Source organism: Actinotignum inguinis (genome assembly GCF_051265835.1).
GTDB lineage: Bacteria > Actinomycetota > Actinomycetes > Actinomycetales > Actinomycetaceae > Actinotignum > Actinotignum timonense.
This window is the reverse complement of record NZ_JBOZDP010000001.1, coordinates 72,982-94,828: the sequence shown is the minus strand read 5'-3', so window position 1 is coordinate 94,828 and position 21,847 is coordinate 72,982. Positions and strand designations below refer to the sequence as shown.

12 protein-coding genes are annotated in these 21,847 nt (G+C 60.9%); 7 read left to right on the top strand and 5 right to left on the bottom strand.

Annotated features, from left to right (window positions below; genetic code table 11):
• Nucleotides 1-11: 11 nt before the first annotated feature.
• Both ACRQFC_RS00380 and ACRQFC_RS00375 read right to left on the bottom strand, forming a co-directional pair.
• Nucleotides 12-920, bottom strand: coding sequence for a 1,4-dihydroxy-2-naphthoate polyprenyltransferase (locus tag ACRQFC_RS00380; protein ID WP_435734627.1), 909 nt, complete (start codon nt 918-920; stop codon nt 12-14).
• Nucleotides 921-978: 58 nt separating this feature from the next.
• Nucleotides 979-2,427: a hypothetical protein gene (locus tag ACRQFC_RS00375; RefSeq protein ID WP_284904224.1), complete on the bottom strand. Its 1,449-nt coding sequence runs from the start codon at nt 2,425-2,427 to the stop codon at nt 979-981.
• A gap of 202 nt (nt 2,428-2,629) precedes the next feature.
• On the opposite strand from ACRQFC_RS00375, the gene ACRQFC_RS00370 reads away from it, so the two are divergent.
• The 3 genes from ACRQFC_RS00370 to secA all read left to right on the top strand — a co-directional run bounded on the left by ACRQFC_RS00370 (nt 2,630) and on the right by secA (nt 7,613).
• Nucleotides 2,630-3,334, top strand: coding sequence for a class I SAM-dependent methyltransferase (locus tag ACRQFC_RS00370; RefSeq protein WP_284904223.1), 705 nt, complete (start codon nt 2,630-2,632; stop codon nt 3,332-3,334).
• 50 nt (nt 3,335-3,384) lie between these two features.
• Nucleotides 3,385-4,389, top strand: a complete 1,005-nt coding sequence (locus tag ACRQFC_RS00365) for a polyprenyl synthetase family protein (RefSeq protein WP_284904221.1) — start codon at nt 3,385-3,387, stop codon at nt 4,387-4,389.
• A gap of 236 nt (nt 4,390-4,625) precedes the next feature.
• Entirely contained in the window at nt 4,626-7,613 is a 2,988-nt protein-coding gene (gene secA, locus ACRQFC_RS00360; protein WP_284904219.1) for a preprotein translocase subunit SecA, read from the top strand.
• Nucleotides 7,614-7,753: 140 nt separating this feature from the next.
• Here secA and ACRQFC_RS00355 read toward each other — a convergent pair whose 3' ends face one another.
• Together ACRQFC_RS00355 and ACRQFC_RS00350 are read right to left on the bottom strand one after the other, a co-directional pair.
• Nucleotides 7,754-8,848: an Rv3235 family protein gene (locus tag ACRQFC_RS00355; protein WP_284904217.1), complete on the bottom strand. Its 1,095-nt coding sequence runs from the start codon at nt 8,846-8,848 to the stop codon at nt 7,754-7,756.
• A gap of 91 nt (nt 8,849-8,939) precedes the next feature.
• Nucleotides 8,940-9,944: a LysM peptidoglycan-binding domain-containing protein gene (locus ACRQFC_RS00350; RefSeq protein ID WP_284904216.1), complete on the bottom strand. Its 1,005-nt coding sequence runs from the start codon at nt 9,942-9,944 to the stop codon at nt 8,940-8,942.
• 412 nt (nt 9,945-10,356) lie between these two features.
• Here ACRQFC_RS00350 and ACRQFC_RS00345 point away from each other — a divergent pair, with 412 nt between their 5' ends.
• The 4 genes from ACRQFC_RS00345 (at nt 10,357) to ACRQFC_RS00330 (ending at nt 18,639) form a co-directional block, all read left to right on the top strand.
• Entirely contained in the window at nt 10,357-10,935 is a 579-nt protein-coding gene (locus ACRQFC_RS00345; RefSeq protein WP_284904215.1) for a hypothetical protein, read from the top strand.
• Nucleotides 10,932-11,888, top strand: a complete 957-nt coding sequence (locus ACRQFC_RS00340) for a CpaE/TadZ family protein (RefSeq protein ID WP_284904214.1) — start codon at nt 10,932-10,934, stop codon at nt 11,886-11,888. The genes ACRQFC_RS00345 and ACRQFC_RS00340 overlap by 4 nt, the downstream gene beginning before the upstream one ends.
• Before the next feature lie 13 nt (nt 11,889-11,901).
• The gene (locus tag ACRQFC_RS00335) at nt 11,902-12,423 is read left to right on the top strand and encodes a DUF6912 family protein (RefSeq protein WP_284904212.1); all 522 of its coding nucleotides are present in this window, start codon (nt 11,902-11,904) and stop codon (nt 12,421-12,423) included.
• A gap of 774 nt (nt 12,424-13,197) precedes the next feature.
• A complete protein-coding gene (locus ACRQFC_RS00330) occupies nt 13,198-18,639 on the top strand; it encodes an Ig-like domain-containing protein (protein WP_435734626.1) in 5,442 nt (1,813 codons plus the stop codon).
• Between the two features lie 131 nt (nt 18,640-18,770).
• On the opposite strand, the gene ACRQFC_RS00325 is transcribed toward ACRQFC_RS00330, so the two are convergent.
• A complete protein-coding gene (locus ACRQFC_RS00325) occupies nt 18,771-21,845 on the bottom strand; it encodes an AAA family ATPase (RefSeq protein ID WP_435713417.1) in 3,075 nt (1,024 codons plus the stop codon).
• Nucleotides 21,846-21,847: the final 2 nt, after the last annotated feature.

Sequence of the window (21,847 nt, the reverse complement as noted above, 5' to 3'; positions counted from 1 at the left end):
GCTGCAGGCGCCTAGACCAAGAGCGAACTGGCCCAGAACGAGACCAGCACCGCCAGCGCGAAAGCGAGCTCGGTAATACCGGTAGTTTTCAGGACCGGGATAAGAGCACGCCCCTGCGCGCGGGAAGGACCGCGGCTGAGCATCCGCCAACTATTGCGCGCAGCGATGGCGAAAGCGGGGAGGTAGAGGAGGAGGGACGCCTGGTGGGTGCTCGGCGTGAACGCCAGCACGACGCCGCAGCCCATCGCCACCGCGAGCATGAGCACATAGACGCGCCGCGCCCACGTATCACCCAGACGCACCGCGAGGGTACGTTTCCTGGTGACGGCGTCGGTGGGAATATCGCGGATATTGTTAGCCATGAGAATGGCGCAGGCAATAAGGCCGACGGCGCTGCCGGCCACCCAGGCTTGCCAGGGAACCGTGCCGCTCTGGATATAGACGGTGCCGGCGGTGGCGACCAAACCGAAGAAAATAAAAACAAAGACTTCGCCCAAGCCCATATAGCCGTAGGGGTGGCGCCCGCCGGTATAGAACCAGGCGGCCAGCAGTGCGCCCACGCCCACCGCGATGAGCCACCACTGCCCGCACCAGGCAATAATCACCAGCCCCACGAGCGCCGCGAGGCCAAAGCAGGTGAGTGCCACCGCGAGCACCACGCCCGGGCGCACGGTGCCGCCGCCGGTGAGGCGAGGCGGGCCGGTGCGGTGATCGTCGGTGCCGCGGATGCCGTCGGAATAGTCATTCGCGAAATTTACGCCGATCTGCAACAGCAGGGCGAGCACGAAAGCCAGGGCCAGAATCGGGCCGTACAGCGTCCCTTCCCACAGGGTGATCCCGGCCCCGGCGATAACGGGGGAGACACTCGCGGGAAGGGTGCGAACGCGCGCCCCTTCGAGCCAATCAGTAACAGTTGCCACGGCCGCCTATTCTATCGAGGGGAACGCTCCGAGCGCATCACCTAGACCGCGCTGGGGTTTAGGCCAGGTCTTCGGGGCGGGGCGCCGGTGCATGCGGCGGCTGGGCCTGCATCGGTGGCTGTACCGGCGGCCGGGCCTGCTGGGGAGCCGACGCAACCGGGGTTCCCGGATACTCCGGATGCAAGGGCATCCCGCCCGGGGCGCCGGGAACGGAAGGATGATGCGGGATATCCGAGGCGTGCGGGGTGAGGTAACCCGTGGCCATCGTTTCGGGCGGACGAGTGCGGAAGGGCCGCGAGAAAGCCTCCACCACCAGGCCCAGGCCAATCCCGATGAAAATGAGGTACCAATGCAGGTCGTAACTGGCGCTGGCCAGCTCCATGCCCTGCGCCGCCATCTTCGCGGAGCCGCGGGTAATACCCCAGATCACGGTGGTGGTGGCCCCGAAACCGAAGGGCATCACCGTCCAGGCAATAGCACCGAATTCCATACGCGGATCGCGCGAGCGGCCCCAGCGGTAGGCCGTCCACACCAGCACCAGCACCATGGAGATAAGCGCCACGATGGCCGGCGCGGTGGCCAGGTTATCCCAGAGCAGGAAGGTGGTATCACCCTGGGCGTTCACGCCCATGCCCAGGCCGGTGGCATCATATTCGGCGGCGAAGGACGCGCCCACCGCCCCGAACATGGTCATGACTCCGGTGGTGAGGAAGAAGGGGAAGGCCAAGAGGAGCCACGCGATCTTGGCATCCTGGCGCACCATGAGGTCAATACCGAAGGCGAGGGCGGAAACGCAGCTCACCAGGATAAAAGCGGTGAAGGCCAGGCGTACCGCGTGCGCGTAGGTGGGAATAGAGGAGGCCGCCGTGAGGGTGAAACGGTTACGCGGGGTGGATTTCACCGTGGTCATGCGCCCGAAGCCCGCGGCGAAAAGCCCGAGCGGGAGGCAGGTGAGCGCGGTGAAGAGGGGGCTAGCCTGCAAGGCCAGTGGCGGGATGGGCTGCCCCATGACGGCCCCGCCCGGGCTCAGATCCACCCGCATGAACGCGGCCAGCCCGGCACCGATCGCCGCGAGCACCCCGGCCGAAACCCAGGCCGGAATCCAGACCAGCAGGGTGGAATTGCGCTTACCGCGGCCCACCCACTGGTTGAGGAAGTAGATAATGAGGCCGATCAGGAGGGTGAGGGTGAGAGCGGGAACGAAGAAACTCATATCCACAAGATTCGGCTCGGCCACCACCCGCGCGGTGCCGCCCAGGGCCAGCAGCAGGGTGAGGGCCGCCCACTTCGGGGCGGTGAGCACATCACTAAGATTCACCCCGCCCATATCGAGCTCGCCCATGCCGCGCAGGCCGAGCCAGGCGAAGAAAAGCGTGACGAGGAAGGTGACCGCCACCGCGATCACGGGGCTCATAAGAGCCACAATCCAGGTGCGGGCGCCAAAATCGCGGCGCACATCGGCCAGCAGCGGCGGTGTCATAGCTGGCATGGGCGTGGGCAGGGACATAATGACTCCTCAATTCGTGACTTCTTTTTCAGTCTAGTCGCCGCCCGTTGGAAATTCGCCGGTTTGAGGTCCCGTGGGGCGCGTGCTGAACCCGGGCACTTTGTGCGGATGTGCACGCGGCTGCACGTGGCTGCGCCCCGGCTACGCAGCCAGATAGAATTCCACTCTTGCCAAATACGCCCAAGCTGGTTGAATAGAGGGCATGTCTGCACGTGCACAACTCAGCAAAGATCCGCGCGCCGTCGCCGGAATGTTCGACCAGGTCGCCCCGCGCTACGACCTGAGCAATGACCTGCTCAGTTTCGGGCAGGTGCGGCTGTGGCGCCGCTACGTTACCGAAGCCCTGCGCATTCGCGAGGGGATGGAGATCCTCGACCTGGCCTGCGGGACCGGCACCTCCACCGAGCATTTCGCCCGGGTGGGGGCGCGCGTGGTGGGCGCCGATTTTTCGGACGGGATGCTTGAGGTTGCGCGCCTGCGCCACCCGGACTTGCGTTTTGTGCAGGCCGATGCCTGCGATCTTCCTTTCGTGGATAATACGTTCGACGCCGTGACTATTTCCTACGGCCTGCGTAATATTCACGATCCCATGCGGGCCCTCCAAGAAATGGCCCGCGTGACGCGCCCGGGCGGGCACGTGGTGATCGCCGAATTTTCCACGCCCACCTGCGCGCCTTTCCGCACCCTCTACCACGGCTACCTGCGCCACGTGCTTCCTCGGGTCGCGGCCCTGGCCTCCTCGGATGGCCCGGCCTACGCCTACCTCATGGAATCGATTATCGACTGGCCCGATCAACGTACTCTGGCTGGCTGGCTGCACGCGGCAGGGTGGCGCGACGTTGAATACCGTAATATGTGCAACGGGATCGTTGCGCTGCACCGCGCTACCCTGCCGGCGGCGCATTGAGGCACCGGGCCGCGGGCCGGCGCACCATCGGAAAGCTAGGATTGGCTATCGTGAAAGACCTGACTGTCGAAGAGCTGCTCACCCGCGTGGGGGAGCGGCTCGGCGTCGTCGAAAAAAAGCTGGACGCGGCCACGCATTTTGGTGACCTGCGCGTGGACCCGATCACCACGTATCTTGCCGAGGCGGGCGGGAAACGGATGCGGCCGGCGCTGGCGCTGCTCTGCGGGTATCTGGGCCCGGAGCCGGAATCGGAGCGGGTCGAGCACGTGGCGGTGGCGATGGAGCTGACCCACCTGGCTTCCCTCTACCACGACGATGTTATGGACGAAGCCCCGCTGCGGCGCGGGGTTCCGGCCGCGCACCGCAGCTACGGGAATTCCGCGGCGATTATGGCCGGAGATATTCTTTTTTCGCGCGCCTCGTCAATGATGGCGGATCTGGGGCCGCGTGCCGTCAAGGATTACGCGGAAACGTTCCGGCGCCTGTGCACCGGGCAGCTCCTGGAAACCGTGGGCCGCACGAGCGGGGTGTCCCCGCGGGCGCACTACCTGGAAGTTCTGGCGGGGAAAACCGGCTCGCTTATTGCGGCTTCCGCGCGCGAAGGCGTGTATGCGGCGGCCGGGAGCCGGGAAGCCGAGTACGCGCACGTTGCCGCCCAGGTGCAAGAATTCGGTGAAAATGTGGGGATCGCCTTCCAGATCGCCGATGACTATATCGACGTTGTTTCCGAAGAAACCGGTAAAGAACAGGGCACGGACCTGCGCGAATCGGTGGATACCATGCCCACGATTCTGTTGCGGGAACGTGCCGCCGCGGGGATTTTGGACGACGCCGGGCTAGCGATCTTGGCGGAATTGGACCGCGGGGAGCTGGCCGGGCAGCGCCTTGATTCCGTGCTCGGCGCGCTGCGCAAGCATTCGGTTATGGATGAAACCCGGGCGCTTGCCGAGGAATGGGCAGGGCGCGCGGTGGCCGCTATTACTGACCTGGAGAACGGGGCGGTGCGCGAAGCCCTCGCGGAATATGCACGCTCGGTGGTGGCGCGCACGGTTTAGGTTGGCGCGCACGGTCTAGATTGACAGGCACGGCCTAGGGGGCGCGCCGGCGAGGTGGCGGCGTCGTCGTACCTATGCTCGTAACCACGCAGGGAAGCGCGCGAGCACCTGGTACTAGGCTGGTGAAAAACTGAGCGTAATGAAGAACGCAAAGCTAATGGTGAAAGAGGTGGGGCGGGGCGCGCTTCTACCCCGTACAATTGCATCCGTATGCCCACGGTAAGGAGCTCGACGAAGTGGCACGCTTGATTGATCGTATCCTTCGCGCCGGCGAAGGCCGCACGCTGAAGAAGCTGAAGAACATCACCGCGCAGGTCAATGCGCTTGAAAGTGATATCTCGGCGATGAGTGATGAGGAGTTGCGCGCGCAAACCGATAGCTTCAAGGAGCGCCTGAAAGAGGGCGAAACCCTCGATGCTATCCTTCCCGAAGCTTTTGCCACGGTGCGCGAAGCGGCGGTGCGGACCATCGGTCAGCGCCCCTATGATGTGCAGGTGATGGGCGGCGCGGCCCTCCACCTGGGCAATATTGCCGAAATGAAAACCGGTGAAGGTAAAACGCTCGTGGCAACCATGCCCGCCTACCTCAACTCGCTCACCGGTGAGGGCGTGCACGTGGTCACGGTTAATGATTACCTGGCTTCCTACCAGTCCGAACTTATGGGGCGCGTCTACCGCTTCCTCGGGGTGACCACCGGGTGTATTCTCACCGGGCAAACTCCCGAACAGCGCCGCGAACAATACAATGCGGATATTACTTACGGAACCAATAATGAATTTGGTTTCGATTACCTGCGTGACAATATGGCGTGGCGGACCAGTGAGCTGGTGCAGCGTGGGCATAATTTCGTTATCGTTGACGAAGTTGATTCCATTCTTATTGACGAAGCGCGTACTCCTCTGATTATTTCCGGCCCGGCCGAAGGTGATGCGAATAAGTGGTATCGCGAATTTGCGCGCCTGGTGCTGCGTATGCGCCGGGATACCGATTACGAAGTGGATGAGAAGAAGCGCACCGTGGGTGTGCTCGAAGCGGGAATTGACAAGGTGGAAGATGCCCTGGGTATCGATAACCTGTACGAATCCCTCAATACTCCGCTCATCGGCTACCTGAATAATGCAATTAAGGCCAAGGAGCTTTTCGAGCGAGACCGCGATTACGTGGTGCTCAACGGCGAAGTGCTGATCGTGGACGAACACACCGGGCGCGTGCTGCCCGGGCGGCGCTACAACGAAGGCATGCACCAGGCGATTGAAGCCAAGGAAGGCGTGGAGATCAAGGCGGAGAACCAGACTCTGGCCACGATCACCCTCCAGAACTACTTCCGCCTGTACAACAAGCTCTCTGGCATGACGGGTACGGCGGAAACCGAAGCTGAGGAATTCGCCTCGACGTATAAGCTCGGCGTCGTTCCCATCCCCACGAATAAGCCGATGATCCGCAAGGACGAACAGGATCTTATTTACCCCACCCGTGCCGCGAAGCTGCGCGCGGTTGTGGAAGATATTGTGGAACGCCACGAAAAGGGCCAGCCGGTGCTGGTGGGTACCGCCTCGGTGGAAGCTTCCGAAGAGCTCTCCGATTTGCTCGCGCGTGAAGGCATCGAGCATCAGGTTCTCAACGCGAAGCAGCACGAGCGGGAAGCGCGCGTGGTTGCGGAGGCCGGGCGTAAGGGCGCGGTCACGGTGGCCACCAATATGGCCGGCCGCGGTACTGACATTATGCTGGGCGGCAACCCCGAACATCGCGCGGTGGATGCGCTGGCGGCACGCGGCCTGGACCCGGAAGAAACCCCGGAAGAATACGAAGCGGCCTGGCCCGAAGAGCTGGCACGCCAGCAGGAAGCCGTCAAGGCCGAACACGAAGAAGTGGCCGAATTGGGCGGCCTGTACGTGCTCGGTTCGGAGCGCCACGAATCCCGGCGTATCGATAATCAGCTGCGTGGGCGTAGCGGCCGCCAGGGTGACCCGGGTGAATCCCGTTTCTACCTCTCGCTGGAAGATGACCTGCTACGCCTGTGGGGCCAGGGCATGGCCGGGCGCATGCTCAGCTACGCGATGGACGACGATGCTCCGATTGAAACGAAGCAGATGTCGAAGAACGTTTCGCGGGCGCAAACCGAAAATGAGGCGCGGAACGCGGAAATGCGGAAGAACGTTCTCAAGTACGACGACGTGATGAACGACCAGCGTACCGTGGTGTACACCGAGCGGCGTTCCATCCTCGAGGGCGAAAATATGGAGTCTATGGTGCAGGGCTTCCTCGACTTCGTGGTGGATGACGTGGTCAGCGCCCACACCGCCGATGATAATGAGGAAGCGTGGGATCTTTCCGCGCTGTGGACGGACCTCAAGGGCTACTACACTCCCGGATTCACCGCGGAGGAATACCTCGACGAAATTGGCGGGCCCTCCCAGCTGGATCGCACCGCGCTCAAGCGCGAACTCACCGATGATATTCACGCCCATTACGAGGAGCGCGAAGCGGAAGTCGGCGAGGAAAATATGCGCGAGCTGGAACGCCAGATCGTGCTGTCTGTGCTGGACCGCAAGTGGCGCGAGCACCTCTACGAAATGGATTACCTCAAGGAAGGTATTGGCTTGCGCGCCATGGCGCAGCGCGATCCGCTCGTCGAATACAAGGACGAGGGCTACCGCATGTTCCAGGCGATGAATGACAATATCATGTCGGAAACCGTCCGGTACCTCTTCAAGTTTGAGCTTCCTTCCGAGCGCGCGGCGCGCCTGGAAGCTGAAGCCCAGGCGACCGGCCCGGTGACCGTGGCGGGGAATACCGCGGCGGGTATGGCCGGCCCCGGGGTGGCGATTCGCACCAGCGGTGCGGGCAGTGCCGAGCAGGTTTCTGCCTCCCAGCAGGCACTGCGTGCCGCCCAGGAACAGCAGCGCCAGTTGCTGGAGGAAAAGCAGCGCCAGGTGCAAGCGGAACAGCAGCGGGCTTTGCAGGCCGCGGTGGGTGAAGGCGCCGAGGGTGCCTCGGGCCAGCGCGTGACCGCGGAATCCCTGGGGATTAAGCAGCCGAAGCGCCAGCAGAATGTTTCGTATTCCTCGGCCGCGAAGGACGGTTCCGGGGAAACGGAAACCACCGGTGCGCGCGGCGGTTCGCGCGGGGGCCGGGGCGGCGCGGGTGGTGCTGGCGGTTCTGGTGGTGGTAACCGGGCGCAGCGCCGGGCCGCGGCCAAGCAGAACAAGAAGCGGCGGCGGTAGACCTGAGATATATGGGTGCCGGCCGGTCACGTGCGTGATAGTTGCGTGAGCGGCCGGCGCTTGTTTTGTTTCGGGTGCGTTGCGGCCTCATAGCCCTGCGTGCGCGTTTCGGGATAGTTTTTGTTGCCCTTGCGGCCCGTTCACCCAATTTCCAGGGCGACGACGATCCAGCGCCCCGCGAGGAATTCCATGCGCATGGCAACCGCATGGGTCCGCTCGCCCGAATATACGCAGGCGATGACCTCGGCCACGCGCGGGCGCGGATGCGTTATTTTGAGCGTGGAAATCCGCAGGTTTCCCAGCCAGGGTGCTTTCCCTTTGATACGCATAGCCAGGCCGGCCCGGCGCACCAGCGCGGCAAATACTTCCGGGCTGAGATGCGGGCGTACATATCCGGGCGCGCGGTGGCCCAGCAGCACCTCAATGGAGTAGATAATAATTCCGGCGGCGAAACGATGCGGTGGCCGGATCTCGGGCGGGAGTGGATCATCAAGGGTAGCCATCTCCTCACGCCACATATCACGGTAGGGCGCGGCGGATAGCGCGAGCCGGTTCCATTGGTGGAGTTTGGATTCGGTCGGTATGGCTGTGTAGGTATCGGTGCTGTTCTCAGCATTGATGGCGTGGTAGTCACCGGCGGGGTCAACACCATCAGTGAGGTAAACATCATCGATTAGCTCAAAGGCATCGATGGGATCCACGCCTTGGGCGGGTTCCATGCCGTTTGTGAACTCCACGCTGTTTGTGGGATCCACGCTGTTTGCGGGGGCCGCGTCGGTGCCGGGGCGCTCGTTAACCATGGCGTCAGGTAGCTCCGCAGACTCGCCTGCGAGCTCACCCGCGGACTCGTCTACGAGCCCACGCGCGGGCGGCGCGTTTTCTGCCACGCAGGTATCTTCCTCGTGGGGTGCCGGCGGGAAGGGAGGGTGGCGGGTGACCGCGCGATATTGGGTGATTTCCGCGAGTTGAACCTGATCCAGAGTGGACACAATGTCATCCATATCCGGCTGTGCAAATACCGGAGGTGGTGCAGGTGGGAGCCGAGAAACCCGAATCATCTCCGGCTCCTCCGCCCCGAGATGGGAACACGCACCCGGCTGGCCCTCCGCGGTGGCTTCTTCGGGAGGAGGCAGATCCTGACCCGCAGCGTTGGTTATGGGCTGCGGTTCGGGATGGGCGGGCGTCGTCGTTTCAGTAGCACCGGGGGTATTTTCGGTATGCGGAGCAGTGGACATGGGATCTCCTTGAGATGCGTGGGGGTAGGGCAACGAACCTCGATAACCGAGGCAGGACTGAACATGGGTGGTGGGAGCAGATGCGTGGCTCTTACTCCCGCGCTGGCGGAAGAATAAAGTGTTCGCCGGGATAAATGAGGTCGCTATCCTCGATGGTATTGACCGCGGCGATGGCGTGGGTATAGCCGAGAATATCCGCATCGCTCGCTCCGGCCCCGAGGTGTGTATCGGCAATATCCCAAAGGGTGTCCCCGAGCTGGACAATATAAATCGGGGGAGGCGCTGCCCACGGCAGCTCCGCGGGCTGCGGATCCGAGTTGAGGAGCGGGGCAGCGAGCCGTGAAATCTCGGTCGGGGAAAGTGCGGGTGCGCCACGCGCGGTTGGGCGTGACGATTCGGTGGGAGCTCTACCCGGGTCGCTTGGCTGAGCTGCCAGAGAAGGCTGAGCAGGTTCGGTCGGTTCTTCCGGTGCATTCAGCGCACCCGGTTCTTTTGGTTCGTCCGCTTTACCCGGTGCATTCGCTTCGCCCGATGCATCTGCTATACCCGTCGCGTTTAGTTCGCCAGGCCCAGCCGAAGGCGAGGCCGCAGGTAGCGCCGGCGGGTGCAAATAGTAGCCACCCGCGCCGTCCCGATAGGAGACGTCACCGAGTAATTCATCAGGATTCGCGCGGAACAACCCGGTGGGATCGGGACTGGCCTGGGAAGGCGAGGTGAGAAGAGCGGAATAGTCACCGCCCCAGCCAATATCGACGCCGCTGCCGGAATCTGGCTCCGCGGCCCATGCCCCGGGCATGGCCACCAGCGTAGTGGCGAGAGTGCTGGTGAGAGCCGCGCGGAAATGGCGCCCGCCGATGCGACGGGCGAGGCGGGTGACGGCGTCGTCCTTCCCGCGCGCGAAGCGCGCAACCGCGCAATAGCAGAGGGTGAGCCGCGCGCATGCCAAGCACGCGACGATGCATACGCCCACGGTGAGAGTCCCGGTGAGCTGGGCGACGCTCCCGGGCGGGGCATGCAAGCGGGCGGTCGCGACCGCGAAAAATGCGGACGCGAGCCCTGCGAGCGCCGATAACAGCGCTTTGATCGTTGCCGACATCGTGAACCTCTTCAGTGGGGTTACCGGTCAGGATCGAAAACCTCGTGCTCCGCTCGTGATGAAGAGCGGGTGGCACGCGGTTCTCACCGTGGTGGTATGACTAAATGTCCCGTGTGGCTCAACTATTAATCAGCCGGGTACACCCGGCCTCATTTCCCTGTGGATAACTCATATAAGAAACGGCAAGGAATGACCGGGATATCCACAAGCTGTGGATGGGGACTTGGCGAGTTGCGCGCTAGCTGTCACACTGACTCCACGGCGCGAGCGGGCGTGACCGGAGGCCAAAGGGGTGGTTATTTCTGGTCGTTTCCGGTCACTTCGCATCGCTCCCGGTCGCGAGTTTTCGCGGCCGAATACGGTCAAGTGCGGTCAAATTCGCTCAAATGCGGTCAATCGGAAAGGATGGCGGATGCGTGAGAAAACGTGGGTGCGGTGGAAAGATCCGCGTCTGGCAGGTGGGGTGGCGTTGATTGCTGCCGGCGCGCTCGCGGGCGGGTATGCGCTGCGCGGCCCGGTGAGCGTTCCCGTCTATCGGGCAACCGAGGCGGTGGTGCCCGGTACCTCGCTGGACGAGGCGGCTTTGGCCGTGGTGGAAGTACCGGCCGGACTGGCCGATGCTTATATCCCGGCGGGCCAGGCCGGTACGGTTGGGCGCACGATTTACCCGGGTGAGCTGGTCGAAAAGTCGGCGTTGCGCATGTCGGGTGAGCGGGTGGTGGCGATGCTGCCGCTCAGCGGTGCACTTCCCACTGCTCTGGCGCGCGGGGCACCGGCGCAGCTGTGGGCGCTTCCCGCCGCGGGTGGCGGCGGCGAAAAAGCTCCCGCTCGGCTGATTTCCCGGGAGGTTATCTTCGCGGGAACGGCTAGTGATACGCATTTCGCGGTCGCGGCGGCGATGGAAGTCCATATCCCGCGCGCCGAGCTCGGGGCTGCGCTTGAGGAGCTCGCGGCGGGCGCGTCATTCACGCTGGTAGGTGAGGTGCAATGAGGTCGAATCCTGAGCGTCGAAAACGTGCCAGCGTCCCGAAGCACACGAATCCTGCTGAGCGTGCCCATCCTGATCCCGGTTTCCTGGTGGCTATCTGGGGGAGCGCGGGCGCCCCGGGCCGTTCCACCCTGGCACGCGATCTTGCTTGGGTGCTGAGTGAGCGGCATGCGGTGTTGCTGGTGGACGCGGATACCCGCAACCCGTCCTTGGCGCAGCTCGTGGACCTGGGCGAGGAGCCAGCCGGGCTCATCGGAGTGGCCCGCGCCCTGCATGCTGGCGACGCGCTAGAGACGCAGCTTCCGCGTTACGTGCGGGAACTGCGCACCGGCCCGCGTGGCACTTTACATTTCCTCCCTGGCCTCAATCGCGCTGGCCGCTGGCATGAGCTGATTGGACCCGGTATTGGCGATCTGTGGGATAAGCTCCGACCTTTCGCGCAGGTCACCATCGTTGATTGCGCCGCGGAACTTCCCGCTTTTCTCGACGAAGCCAGCGCTCAGGCAGGCGGATTTTCCGCTTCGAATCAGCGCGATTGGCGCGATCAGCTAGACCGGCGTGCCCGGAGTAGCGAGCGGTGTGCCGGGGTGAGCGGGGAGCGCGATAGCTTGACGCTTAGTGCCCTTCTCGCCGCGGATCTCGTGGTGGTGGCCTGCCGCGCCGGACCGGTGGGTTTGCGCCGCGGAGTGGAGGCGTGGTGGCGGGCCCGGGCGTTGGGCCGCGCGGCTTTGCCGGTGGTCACCCGCGCAGGTCTGGAGGATTGCGTTACTTTCGCCTCGCTTCTCGGGGAGCGTGAGATACCCGCCGTGATAAGGGTGGGCGACGACGCCGCTCGCTACGCACGGGCCGAACGAGCCGGCACCAGCGTGGTGGCTGTAGCCCCTCGCAGTAGGGTGAGTCGGGATGTACGGCGGCTGGCGCGTGCTGTTCTGGACTATCGGGGTGTGGGGCGGTGAGTAGACTGGGCGCATGAGAATTTATCTTCCGGCTACTCCTGCCGATGTTGCGATGTCCGTGCTTTCCGGGCGTGTGGTGCACGCGGCAACGGAGGCCCTGGCGCGTGAAGTGAATGATGAAGATCGTGACTATCTCGAGGCGATTGCTTTCAACGCGGCCGCGGATGATTCTTTGTGTGCCGTTTCGGCGATGTTCGCCGGGAAGGCCGATCCTCAGTTCGGGGTAGTGCTCCCGGAGCGGGGCGGGCTGCGCCCGCGCCGAGTTGTGATTGCCGCTGAGGTAGCACCCGAGAAATGCCGGGATCTTGCCAACCCGGAGGAGTATTTACCCACGGCCCTTGAGCTTTCTGATGAGCTCTCCTGGGCTGAGGTGGTGTCTATCCACGTGGACGGGCCGGAGATGGAACCCTACGTGCTGGCAGGGCCTGACGACGGGGCCGCTTTCAAGGTACTCGCCGAGGAGGACTTGCTCTGGTACGACGTTTCCGAACGCCTTGATCTAGCCCTCGAACTGGGTGCAGCGGCAAGCGTTTAAGGCGCCGACATGGTTATGTGGTCTGGATGTGCATGCTGATCGGATGATGCTGCATGTATAGCCGCTTGTTATGAAAACCGCGCGAATAGTTCTCTCATATCTATGAGACTTATTCTCTCAAAGAGGCTATGTGCAAATTGAATAATGATTCACGAGTCCATGTGCAGGCGGGTGGTTATGTTCCACACACTTTGTGGAAAATGAGTTACATAAAGACTGCAAGATGGGCGGAAAGTCCCCTATCGATTGGGGGTCGTCCAATAAAGCCCCAGATCAAAGCGGTATATGCATATTTGATGAGGTATTGCTAAATATCAAAGGGGATATTCATGGTTGTGTTACGATTTTGAATGTTTAGGCGATACGGTGCGTTACTGATTATGTTTTGGTGATACTTGGGTGTATCACTTTCATAATTTTCACATATGTGACGGCGTCCGGCTCCTAAATATCCGTATATCTAACCAATGGAGAAAAGATGTCTCACTACACGGGGTCGCTTAATTCGGCACCCGGCATTTTCGCTCCGGCTGGCAATCGAGCGGGGGGGGGGTATCTCTTCGTAAGAAGCTGTGGGCGGGCCTTACTGCTGCAGCTTTGTGTTTGAGTCTCACCCCGACGTTTAGCGCTCCTTCTGCACAAGCCTATGAGCTACAGCGGTCAGACGGTAATCTCGGTGAAATTAAAGGCTCGGTATATGGCCGAGTTTTCCACGACCGAGGCGGCAGTATCGCTAGTTTTGACAGTAATGATGAGGGCCTGGCTGGCGTCAAAGTGTATGCCCAGTGGGTTGATTTTAAAAACAAAAAGCTGAAGGGTGCTGTCTCGCCGGTCTATTGGACCGAAACTAAAGCCGATGGCAAGTACTCGATCAAGCTCCCTAATTGGACGGACGCACTAGGTATCGAGCATGAGTGGAAAGCTCAGGCAGGGCAAGGCTTGCGTATTTGGTCCGATAACCCCGATAAAACCAAGTACGTCAATTCATTTGTCGAATCCGACGGCGTATTTGTTAGTAACGGGATGGTGCAGCGTTATGTAGGTACGTGGAATGCATGGCCACAGTCCGCTGCGGAGAACTTCAATATTTCATATCAGGAGCGCCCGCAAATTAGCGAGATGTTCCCGGATGAGAGCACTTGGAAGGAAACCACCAACCAAGAAAACGGTGGCTGGGTTTCGGGTCGTGTTTTCTATGACCAGAGGAATGTGTTTGGTGCACCCAAGGCGGTGCGCATGTTCCAAGACAGCTTTGGTGATGTTGCAGTACCTGGCGTTAAAGTAGTCGGCGCATACGTTCAAGACGGAGTGGCGAAACTCTTCGACGAATGGAAGAAGAACCACAACGGCTATACTCGCGAGCAGTTTAAAGCTGCGCAGCGGGAAATTATGGCGAAGTATGAGCAGGATACCGGGAAGAGCGCTATCGCCGAGACTTCCTACGCGGTCACGGATGCCAAGGGTAATTATCACATCCAGTTCCAGGGCCTGTGGGGTGACTCTTACAGCTACAAGGGAATTGTGAATGCTGGGCAACACGGCGATCCGGTTCCCGAAGGTGCGAGCGCTTCGTGGCTCAAGGGTAACCTCAAGTCGCGACACGTTAACGTCGAATATATGTACGTTGCTCCCGTTCTTCCTGATGGAGTAGGGGGCGCCCTTGATAACTTCCCGGATAACTTGTATCAATACGGCGCCCAGGTTGTTGACTATGCGACCGACGGCGCTATGAGCAATATTAGGGATCAGGATTTTGCCCTTCGTATGGAGGATCGTGATTTCCAGGTTCTGGAATACAACCAGACCACTAAGCCTGCGGCTCCTGGCGTAACAGTCGAAACGAAGGCTACTGGTTTTGTTCCCTCAAGCGGCCACGAAATTGTGTGGACGGATTCTGAAGGTAACGAGGTGCATAAGTGCATCTCCACATCTTCGAACCTGGGAGTTGTGAACTCGTGTCCTCTGACCGTTCCGGCTGATCTCGATCATGACGAAATCTACACGGCAACAATCTATCCCGAGGGCTCGCGCGATACTGCGCTAGCCAAGGACGCATTTGCCGCCAAGCCCACTCCGGAGTACAAGCACACCTCGGTTGACCTCGACACGACCGAGACTGTTGCTTCGCCGCTTCACAAGGAAAACGGAACCAAGCCGCGAGATGCCAAGTATGCTCCGCTTGATGACAACACGAAGATTCCGGCGGAACTGCTTGCTGATGTCGACCAGGCCAAGGTGAAGGTTGGCCAGCAGCCCTGGGCGACGGTTAATGAGGATGGGACAATTTCCCTTGCTCCGACCGCTGGAAATGCTGAAGTTGGCGAATACCTCATCCCGGTCAAGATGACTACCCCGACGGGTGAAAAGATTCTTCTTGCTCCGATTACGGTGCGTGATCCGAACGCCGATGGTGATAACGACGGCACTCCGGACCTGAAGGATCAGTGTCCTGCTGTTGCTGGGCCGGCTTCTAATAATGGTTGCCCCGCTTGGGGTGATGGTGATGGTAAGCCCGGCGCTGAAGTGACGCTGGAGAAGGACCCTGCTAATGGCAAGGTTCCGGATACTGCATCATGCGAGGCGACTGGTGGTGCCACCTGCGCCATTGGCCCCGATGGCAACGTCGTCGTCAAGATCCCCGGTGACGCCAAGGATAAGGACGAGATTACTGTCACGATCAAGGATGGCGATAAGACGTTTGATACGTCGAAGGTGACCGTCACTGATCCGGATACCGATGGCGATACTGTCCCAGATTCTTTGGATAAGTGCCCGGATGTTGCTGGGCCGGCTTCCAATAATGGTTGCCCTGCGTGGGGTGATGGTGATGGTAAGCCTGGCGCGGATGTGACCTTGGAGAAGGATCCGGCTAACGGCGATATCCCGAACACCGCTACCTGTGAAGCCGGCAATGGTGCTACCTGCACCATTGGCCCGGATGGCAACGTCGTCGTCAAGGTTCCGGAAGACGCTGCCCCCGGTACTGAGATTCCGGTGACCATTAAGGATGGCGACACGACTCTGGACACCTCCAAGGTGACCGTTGTTCCCGCGGACAACCCGATCTGGAATGACACGACCACCGAGCCTTCCGCACCGGTTAAGCTGCCTAATGAGGGTGGTCCTGTCCCGGCTGGCTCCACGGTTGAGGTGACCGGGCCGGGTACGGCAACCCTGAACGAAGACGGCTCGATCACCGTCACTCCGAACGCGAACGCCAAGGATAAGGACCAGATCGTCGTCAAGGTCAAGGACCCGAACGGTAAGGATCTTGACTCCGCTACCGTGACCATTGCTGACCCCGACACCGACGGCGACAATGTCCCCGATGGCAAGGATCAGTGCCCGACCATCGCTGGGCCGGCTTCCAATAACGGTTGCCCTGCGTGGGGTGATGGTGATGGTAAGCCCGGCACTGATGTGACGCTGGAGAAGGATCCTGCTAATGGTCCGATCCCGTCCTCGGCCACATGCGAAGCAACCGGTGGTGCCACCTGCACTATTGGCGGGGATGGCAACGTCGTCGTCAAGGTTCCTGGGGATGCTAAGGATAAGGACGAGATCACCGTGACCATCAAGGATGGTGACAAGGTCCTCGACACCTCCAAGGTGACCGTCACCGATCCGGATACTGATGGCGATACCGTCCCGGATGCGCTTGATCAGTGCCCGGATATTGCCGGTCCGGCTTCCAATAACGGTTGCCCTGCGTGGGGTGATGGTGATGGTAAGCCCGGCACTGATGTGACGCTGGAGAAGGATCCTGCTAATGGTCCGATTCCGTCCTCGGCCACATGCGAAGCAACCGGTGGTGCCACCTGCACTATTGGCGGGGATGGCAACGTCGTCGTCAAGGTTCCTGGTGACGCGACCCCTGGCACTGAAATCACAGTAACCATTAAGGACGGCGATAAGACACTCGATACCTCCAAGGTGACGGTTACCGAGCCGGAAAAGCCTGTGTGGAACGACGGAAACAGTAAGCCGGGTGTTCCAGTTGACCTTCCTAATACCGGCGGGCCGGTACCCGACGGCACAACGGTGGAAGTGAACGGTCCGGGTACCGCGACCCTCAATCCTGATGGTTCAATCACGGTTACCCCGAATCCGGATGCTAAGGACAAGGACGAAGTTGTCGTCACGGTCAAGGATCGCGATGGCAAGGAACTCGATACCGTAACCGTGACGGTCAATGATCCTGATACTGACGGCGATGGCCTGACCGATTCCGAAGAAGAAAAGATCGGAACCGACCCGAATAACCCCGATACCGACGGCGATGGCATCAATGACGGTGACGAGGTCAATGGCACCAAGAACCCGTTCAAGGACGATAAGTTCAATAAGGACGGTAAGCCTGGTAACACTGACCCGCTCAACCCCGACTCGGATGGCGATGGTGTGAATGACGGTGACGAAGTGACCGGTAAGCACAACAATGGCAATCCGACTAATCCGAATAAGGCCGACTCTGATGGTGACGGCGTGACGGATGGGGATGAGAAGAAGGACGGAACTGATCCGAATAACCCGGACACCGACGGCGATGGCATCAATGATGGTGACGAGAAGAAGATCGGGACTGATCCGAAGAACCCCGATACCGACGGCGATGGCATCAATGACGGTGACGAGGTCAATGGCACCAAGAACCCGTTCCAGGATGACAAGTCTGATCCGAATGGGAAGCCTGGTAACACTGACCCGCTCAACCCTGACTCGGATGGTGACGGTGTGAATGACGGTGACGAAGTTACCGGTAAGCACAACAATGGCAATCCGACTAATCCGAATAAGGCCGACTCTGATGGTGACGGCGTGACGGATGGGGATGAGAAGAAGGACGGCACCGATCCGAATAACCCGGACACTGACGGTGATGGCATCAATGATGGTGACGAGAAGAAGATTGGTACTGATCCGAAGAACCCCGATACCGACGGTGACGGGATCAATGACGGTGATGAGGTGAACGGCACCAAGAATCCGTTCCAGGATGACAAGTCTGATCCGAATGGGAAGCCTGGTAACACTGACCCGCTCAACCCTGACTCGGATGGCGATGGTGTGAATGACGGTGACGAAGTGACCGGTAAGCACAACAATGGCAATCCGACTAATCCGAATAAGGCCGACTCTGATGGTGACGGCGTGAACGACGGGGACGAGAAGAAGGACGGCACTGATCCGAATAACCCGGACACTGACGGTGACGGCGTGAACGACGGTGACGAGAAGAAGGACGGGACCGACCCGAAGAACCCGGACACTGACGGTGACGGTGTGACTGACGGTCGTGAAAAGGACCTGGGCACCGACCCGAAGAACCCGGATACTGATGGGGATGGCCTGACCGATGGTGAGGAAGCCGGTACGGATATCGACGAGAACGGCAAGCCTGCTCGCAACGAGGATGGCACCCCGAAGGTTGATGACTCCAAGGCCACCAAGACCGACCCGAAGAACCCTGACACCGACGGTGACGGTATCAACGACGGCGACGAAGTCAACGGCACCAAGAACCCGTTCAAGGACGACAAGTCCGATCCGAATGGGAAGCCTGGTAACACCGACCCGCTCAACCCTGACACTGATGGTGACGGCGTGAATGATGGTGACGAGGTGACGGGTGCGAAGAATGGTGGCAAGCCGACTAACCCGAACAAGGCCGATACCGATGGTGACGGCGTCACCGACGCTGACGAAATCAAGGACGGTACGGACCCGAATAAGGGTGATACCGATGGTGATGGCCTGACCGATGGTGACGAGAAGAAGATTGGTACTGATCCGAAGAACCCGGACACCGACGGTGACGGCATCACGGACGGTGATGAGGTGAACGGCACCAAGAACCCGTTCCAGGACGATAAGTTCAATAAGGACGGCAAGCCTGGTAACACTGACCCACTCAACCCTGACACCGACGGTGATGGGCTCACCGATGGTGACGAGGTAACCGGCGCGAAGAACGGTGGTAAGCCGACTAACCCGAATAAGGCCGACACGGATGGTGACGGTATTAACGATGGTGACGAGATTAAGAACGGCACCGACCCGTTGAACCCGAACGACCCGGGCAAGCCTGCACCGAAGACCAAGAAGGTCAAGAAGACTCTTCAGGTCACTGGTGCAACGAGCGTGGGTCTTGCTGGTACGGCGGCATTCTTGCTGCTTGCTGGCGGGCTCGTGGTGACGCGGCGCCGCAAGGCATAAGTGCTGAACTGATCGCGTAACGCAAGAGAGGGGCTGGCAGACGAACCTTCACAAGGACAGTCTGCCAGCCCCTCATCCATGTAGAAATACATTCAATCCACGGCTCTAAACGGTGGATTTACCCAGAAAACTTAGGCAGTCACGCGGATATGCGAGGTGCCGTCGTCCCGTGGGATAACTGCGATGCGTTCGCTGATCATCTGTTTCATTTCCGACACGTGGGAGACAACCCCTACGGTGCGCCCGTTTTTCCCTAGGCCGTGCAGCACTCCCATGACCTGATCAAGTGCTCCATCCGACAGCGAGCCGAAGCCTTCGTCAATGAGGAGGGTATCGAGGTGAATCCCTCCATTTTCCGCGCGCACTACTTCCGCTAAGGCGAGTGCCAGGGAGATAGATACGTAGAATGTTTCCCCACCCGAGAGCGTGCGAACGGAACGTTGGACCGGTTCGGGACCGGCGTGGTCAATAACAGCCAGCCCGAGGCCGGTTTTCGACTGGTGACTGCCTTTCTCCTTTTCGTCCGTCCGGATGAGCTCAAAACGCCCGAGGGAAATATCCGCGAGCTGCTCATTAGCAACATCAACAACCTGCTCAAAACGGTGTTGCAGCACGAAGGTTTCCAGGGGAACTTTCGTTACTGATTCGGGGCCCGCGGTAGCCAGGGAAGCTAAACGCACAACCGCTCCGGAATGCTCACGAACTTCCCGCCATGCCTGGAGATCCCGCTGTGCGGTGCGCAAGCGTTCCCCGCCGGAGCGGGCCTGGTTCTCCGCCCTCGTAGCCTGCGCCCGTGCTTCTTGAGCGGCGTGGCGTGCCAGCGCGCTGGCTTCCTCCGCCCTCGCGACATCAGCCTGAGCATCTTCGGGAAGTTCCGCGAGTTCCGGTTCTGCAAGTTCGCGCTTCACATCGCGGCATTCCTCATCAAAAGCGGTGATGGAATCCTGGAGCTGTGCCTCTTCCACTTTGTTGAGCATGGCAGCATTCACCGCCTGGGCATCCGCGAACTCAGTGCCGGCCAGAGCCGCAGCGAGCTCATCACCGTGGGCCTGTTCATCTTCGCGCGCAGCGAGTACCCCACTCGCGGCGGTGTTCCAGGCATCCTGGGCTTCGCGTAGTTCATCAAGAGCCGTGCGGCGCGCTGCGATAGAAGAAAAGCCGGCGTACTCGGCGCTGAGGCGGGTGAGCTGGGTACTGATCTCACGTGCGAGAGAGGTGTTTTCAGCCTCTAATTGCGCCACTTCGGTGCGCAATTGCTCTAGGGAGGTTTCCCGTGTGCGGGCTTTCTCGGCAAGTTGCGCGAGCCGCTTCTCCAAGTTTGTTACGCGCAAAGCTGCCTGCTGTGCCGCACTCAAATCAGCGCGGGCAGCAGCTAATTCCGTACTGGCCGCTTCCGTGGTGGCATCCCCGGCCACGGCCCGTTGCTCAGCAAGCTGGGCTTTTATTTTCTCCACATGAGCTAGGCAGGTGCTGTAGTGCTCGCGGGCGGTGCTGGCAGCCGCCTGGGCGGCCTTCACCTGCGCCGCAGTGGCACGCACATCTTCCGGTGGGGCAGGCGCCGGGTGGGTACAGGACCCACACACCGGACAGGGCTCATTCTCACGTAGCTGCCCCGCTAATTCACCTGCGGTGGACTGTACCCACGCGTCGGTGATTTCCCTGGCGGAGCTTTCCTTTTCCTGAACCTGGGCAAGAGCATCTGCAAGCTTGGCCCGGGCTTCTGCTTGCGCATTTTCACTGGTGGCTACCCGATCCAATACTTCAAGGAGCTCGGTGGCGCTGCGCACCCGCTGCCCGGCAGCAGCCTCACCGCTGGCGGTGGTGCGGGCAGTTTCGAGCTTTCCCTCCACTTCCTCGCGTTCAGTGGCCGCGGTAGTTGCTTCCTCACGCAGCTCTTCCACCGCGCTCTGGCGCTCGGCGAGCTGTTCGGTGGCGCGGGCAGCTTCCTGTTGTTTGCGCTCCACCTCCTGTTCTGAGCGCTCCAATTCGGTCAAGCGCCCGCTAGCTTCGCTCAGCTCGGTGACCAGACGGCGCCCGGATTCCACCCCGGCAGGGCTGAGATCAGTAACGGGACCGTGTTTGCCTCCGGTGCCCGTGCCGAATTCTGCAAAAACAGCCACGAGATGGGCGTGGGCTTCTGTGCAGGCGCCGGCACAGTCGCGGCTCTCTTGGCGAGCCCGGTCAAGGGCATGTACATGTGGCAGGAGTGGGGCTGCGGCGCGGTGGGCAGCGAGGCGTGCACGATCCACGGCGATCACGGCTTCGCGTTCCCGGAGCTGGCCGGCCCGGGCGTGCAGAACCCGGCGACGTTCAATGCGGGCAGCCAAAGCGCGTTGCGCGTTTTCGGCTTCGCGAGCCAGCTCTAACGCGGCCTCGGCTTTTTCAGCTTGGGCGAGTGCATCGCTAGCACACCCAACGGTGGTAGCGAGCGCCTGTTCGAGACTAGCGACTACAGCTTCGCCTTCAGCTGGTAGATCCACGCCTTGAGCGGCGGCGGTGAGGGACTCACTTTCCTCAGGGGGGAGCTCCAAGGCGGTTGCGGTGTTCGATACGGCCCGCACGAAAGTTTCCTGAGCGCTCGCAATAGCTCCGCGTGCCGCCCGGGCGTGATCCGTGAGCCACTGGGTGACCGAACCAAAAACCCGGGTATCGAAAATCTGGGTGAGCAGCTTGGTGCGCTCCTGGCTTTCCAGCCGCAGAAATTCAGCAAACTTTCCTTGCGGAAGCACGATAGTTTGCAAGAACTGTTCCGCATTGAGGCCGAGGAGGTTGCTGATATACACCCCGACATCGCGAGCTTTGGTAGCAATCGGGGTACCGCCATCTATATCTCCGAGGTCCACCGCAGTTTCGGAAAGCTTCCATAATTTTGCGGTAGCAGCGGTGGGGGAGGAATTGCCCGGTTTGGTGAAGCTAGGGGTGCGACGCACCCGGAATGTGCCCGCTTCGATGGTGAAAATAACGTCCGCGTAGCTGATGGTGGAGGGATCAACATACGTGGAGCGCAGGCGCTCGGTTGAGCTTTCTTTCCCGCCCGCGACCGTACCGAAAAGCCCGAAAACGACGGCGTCAATAATGGTTGATTTGCCAGCTCCGGTGGGCCCTTCCACCAGGAAAAGCCCAGAAGCTCCCAGGGCGTCAAAATCAATAACTTCCCGCCCCGCGAAGGAGCCGATACCTTGAAGTTCTAAGCGGCGCAGCTGCATGA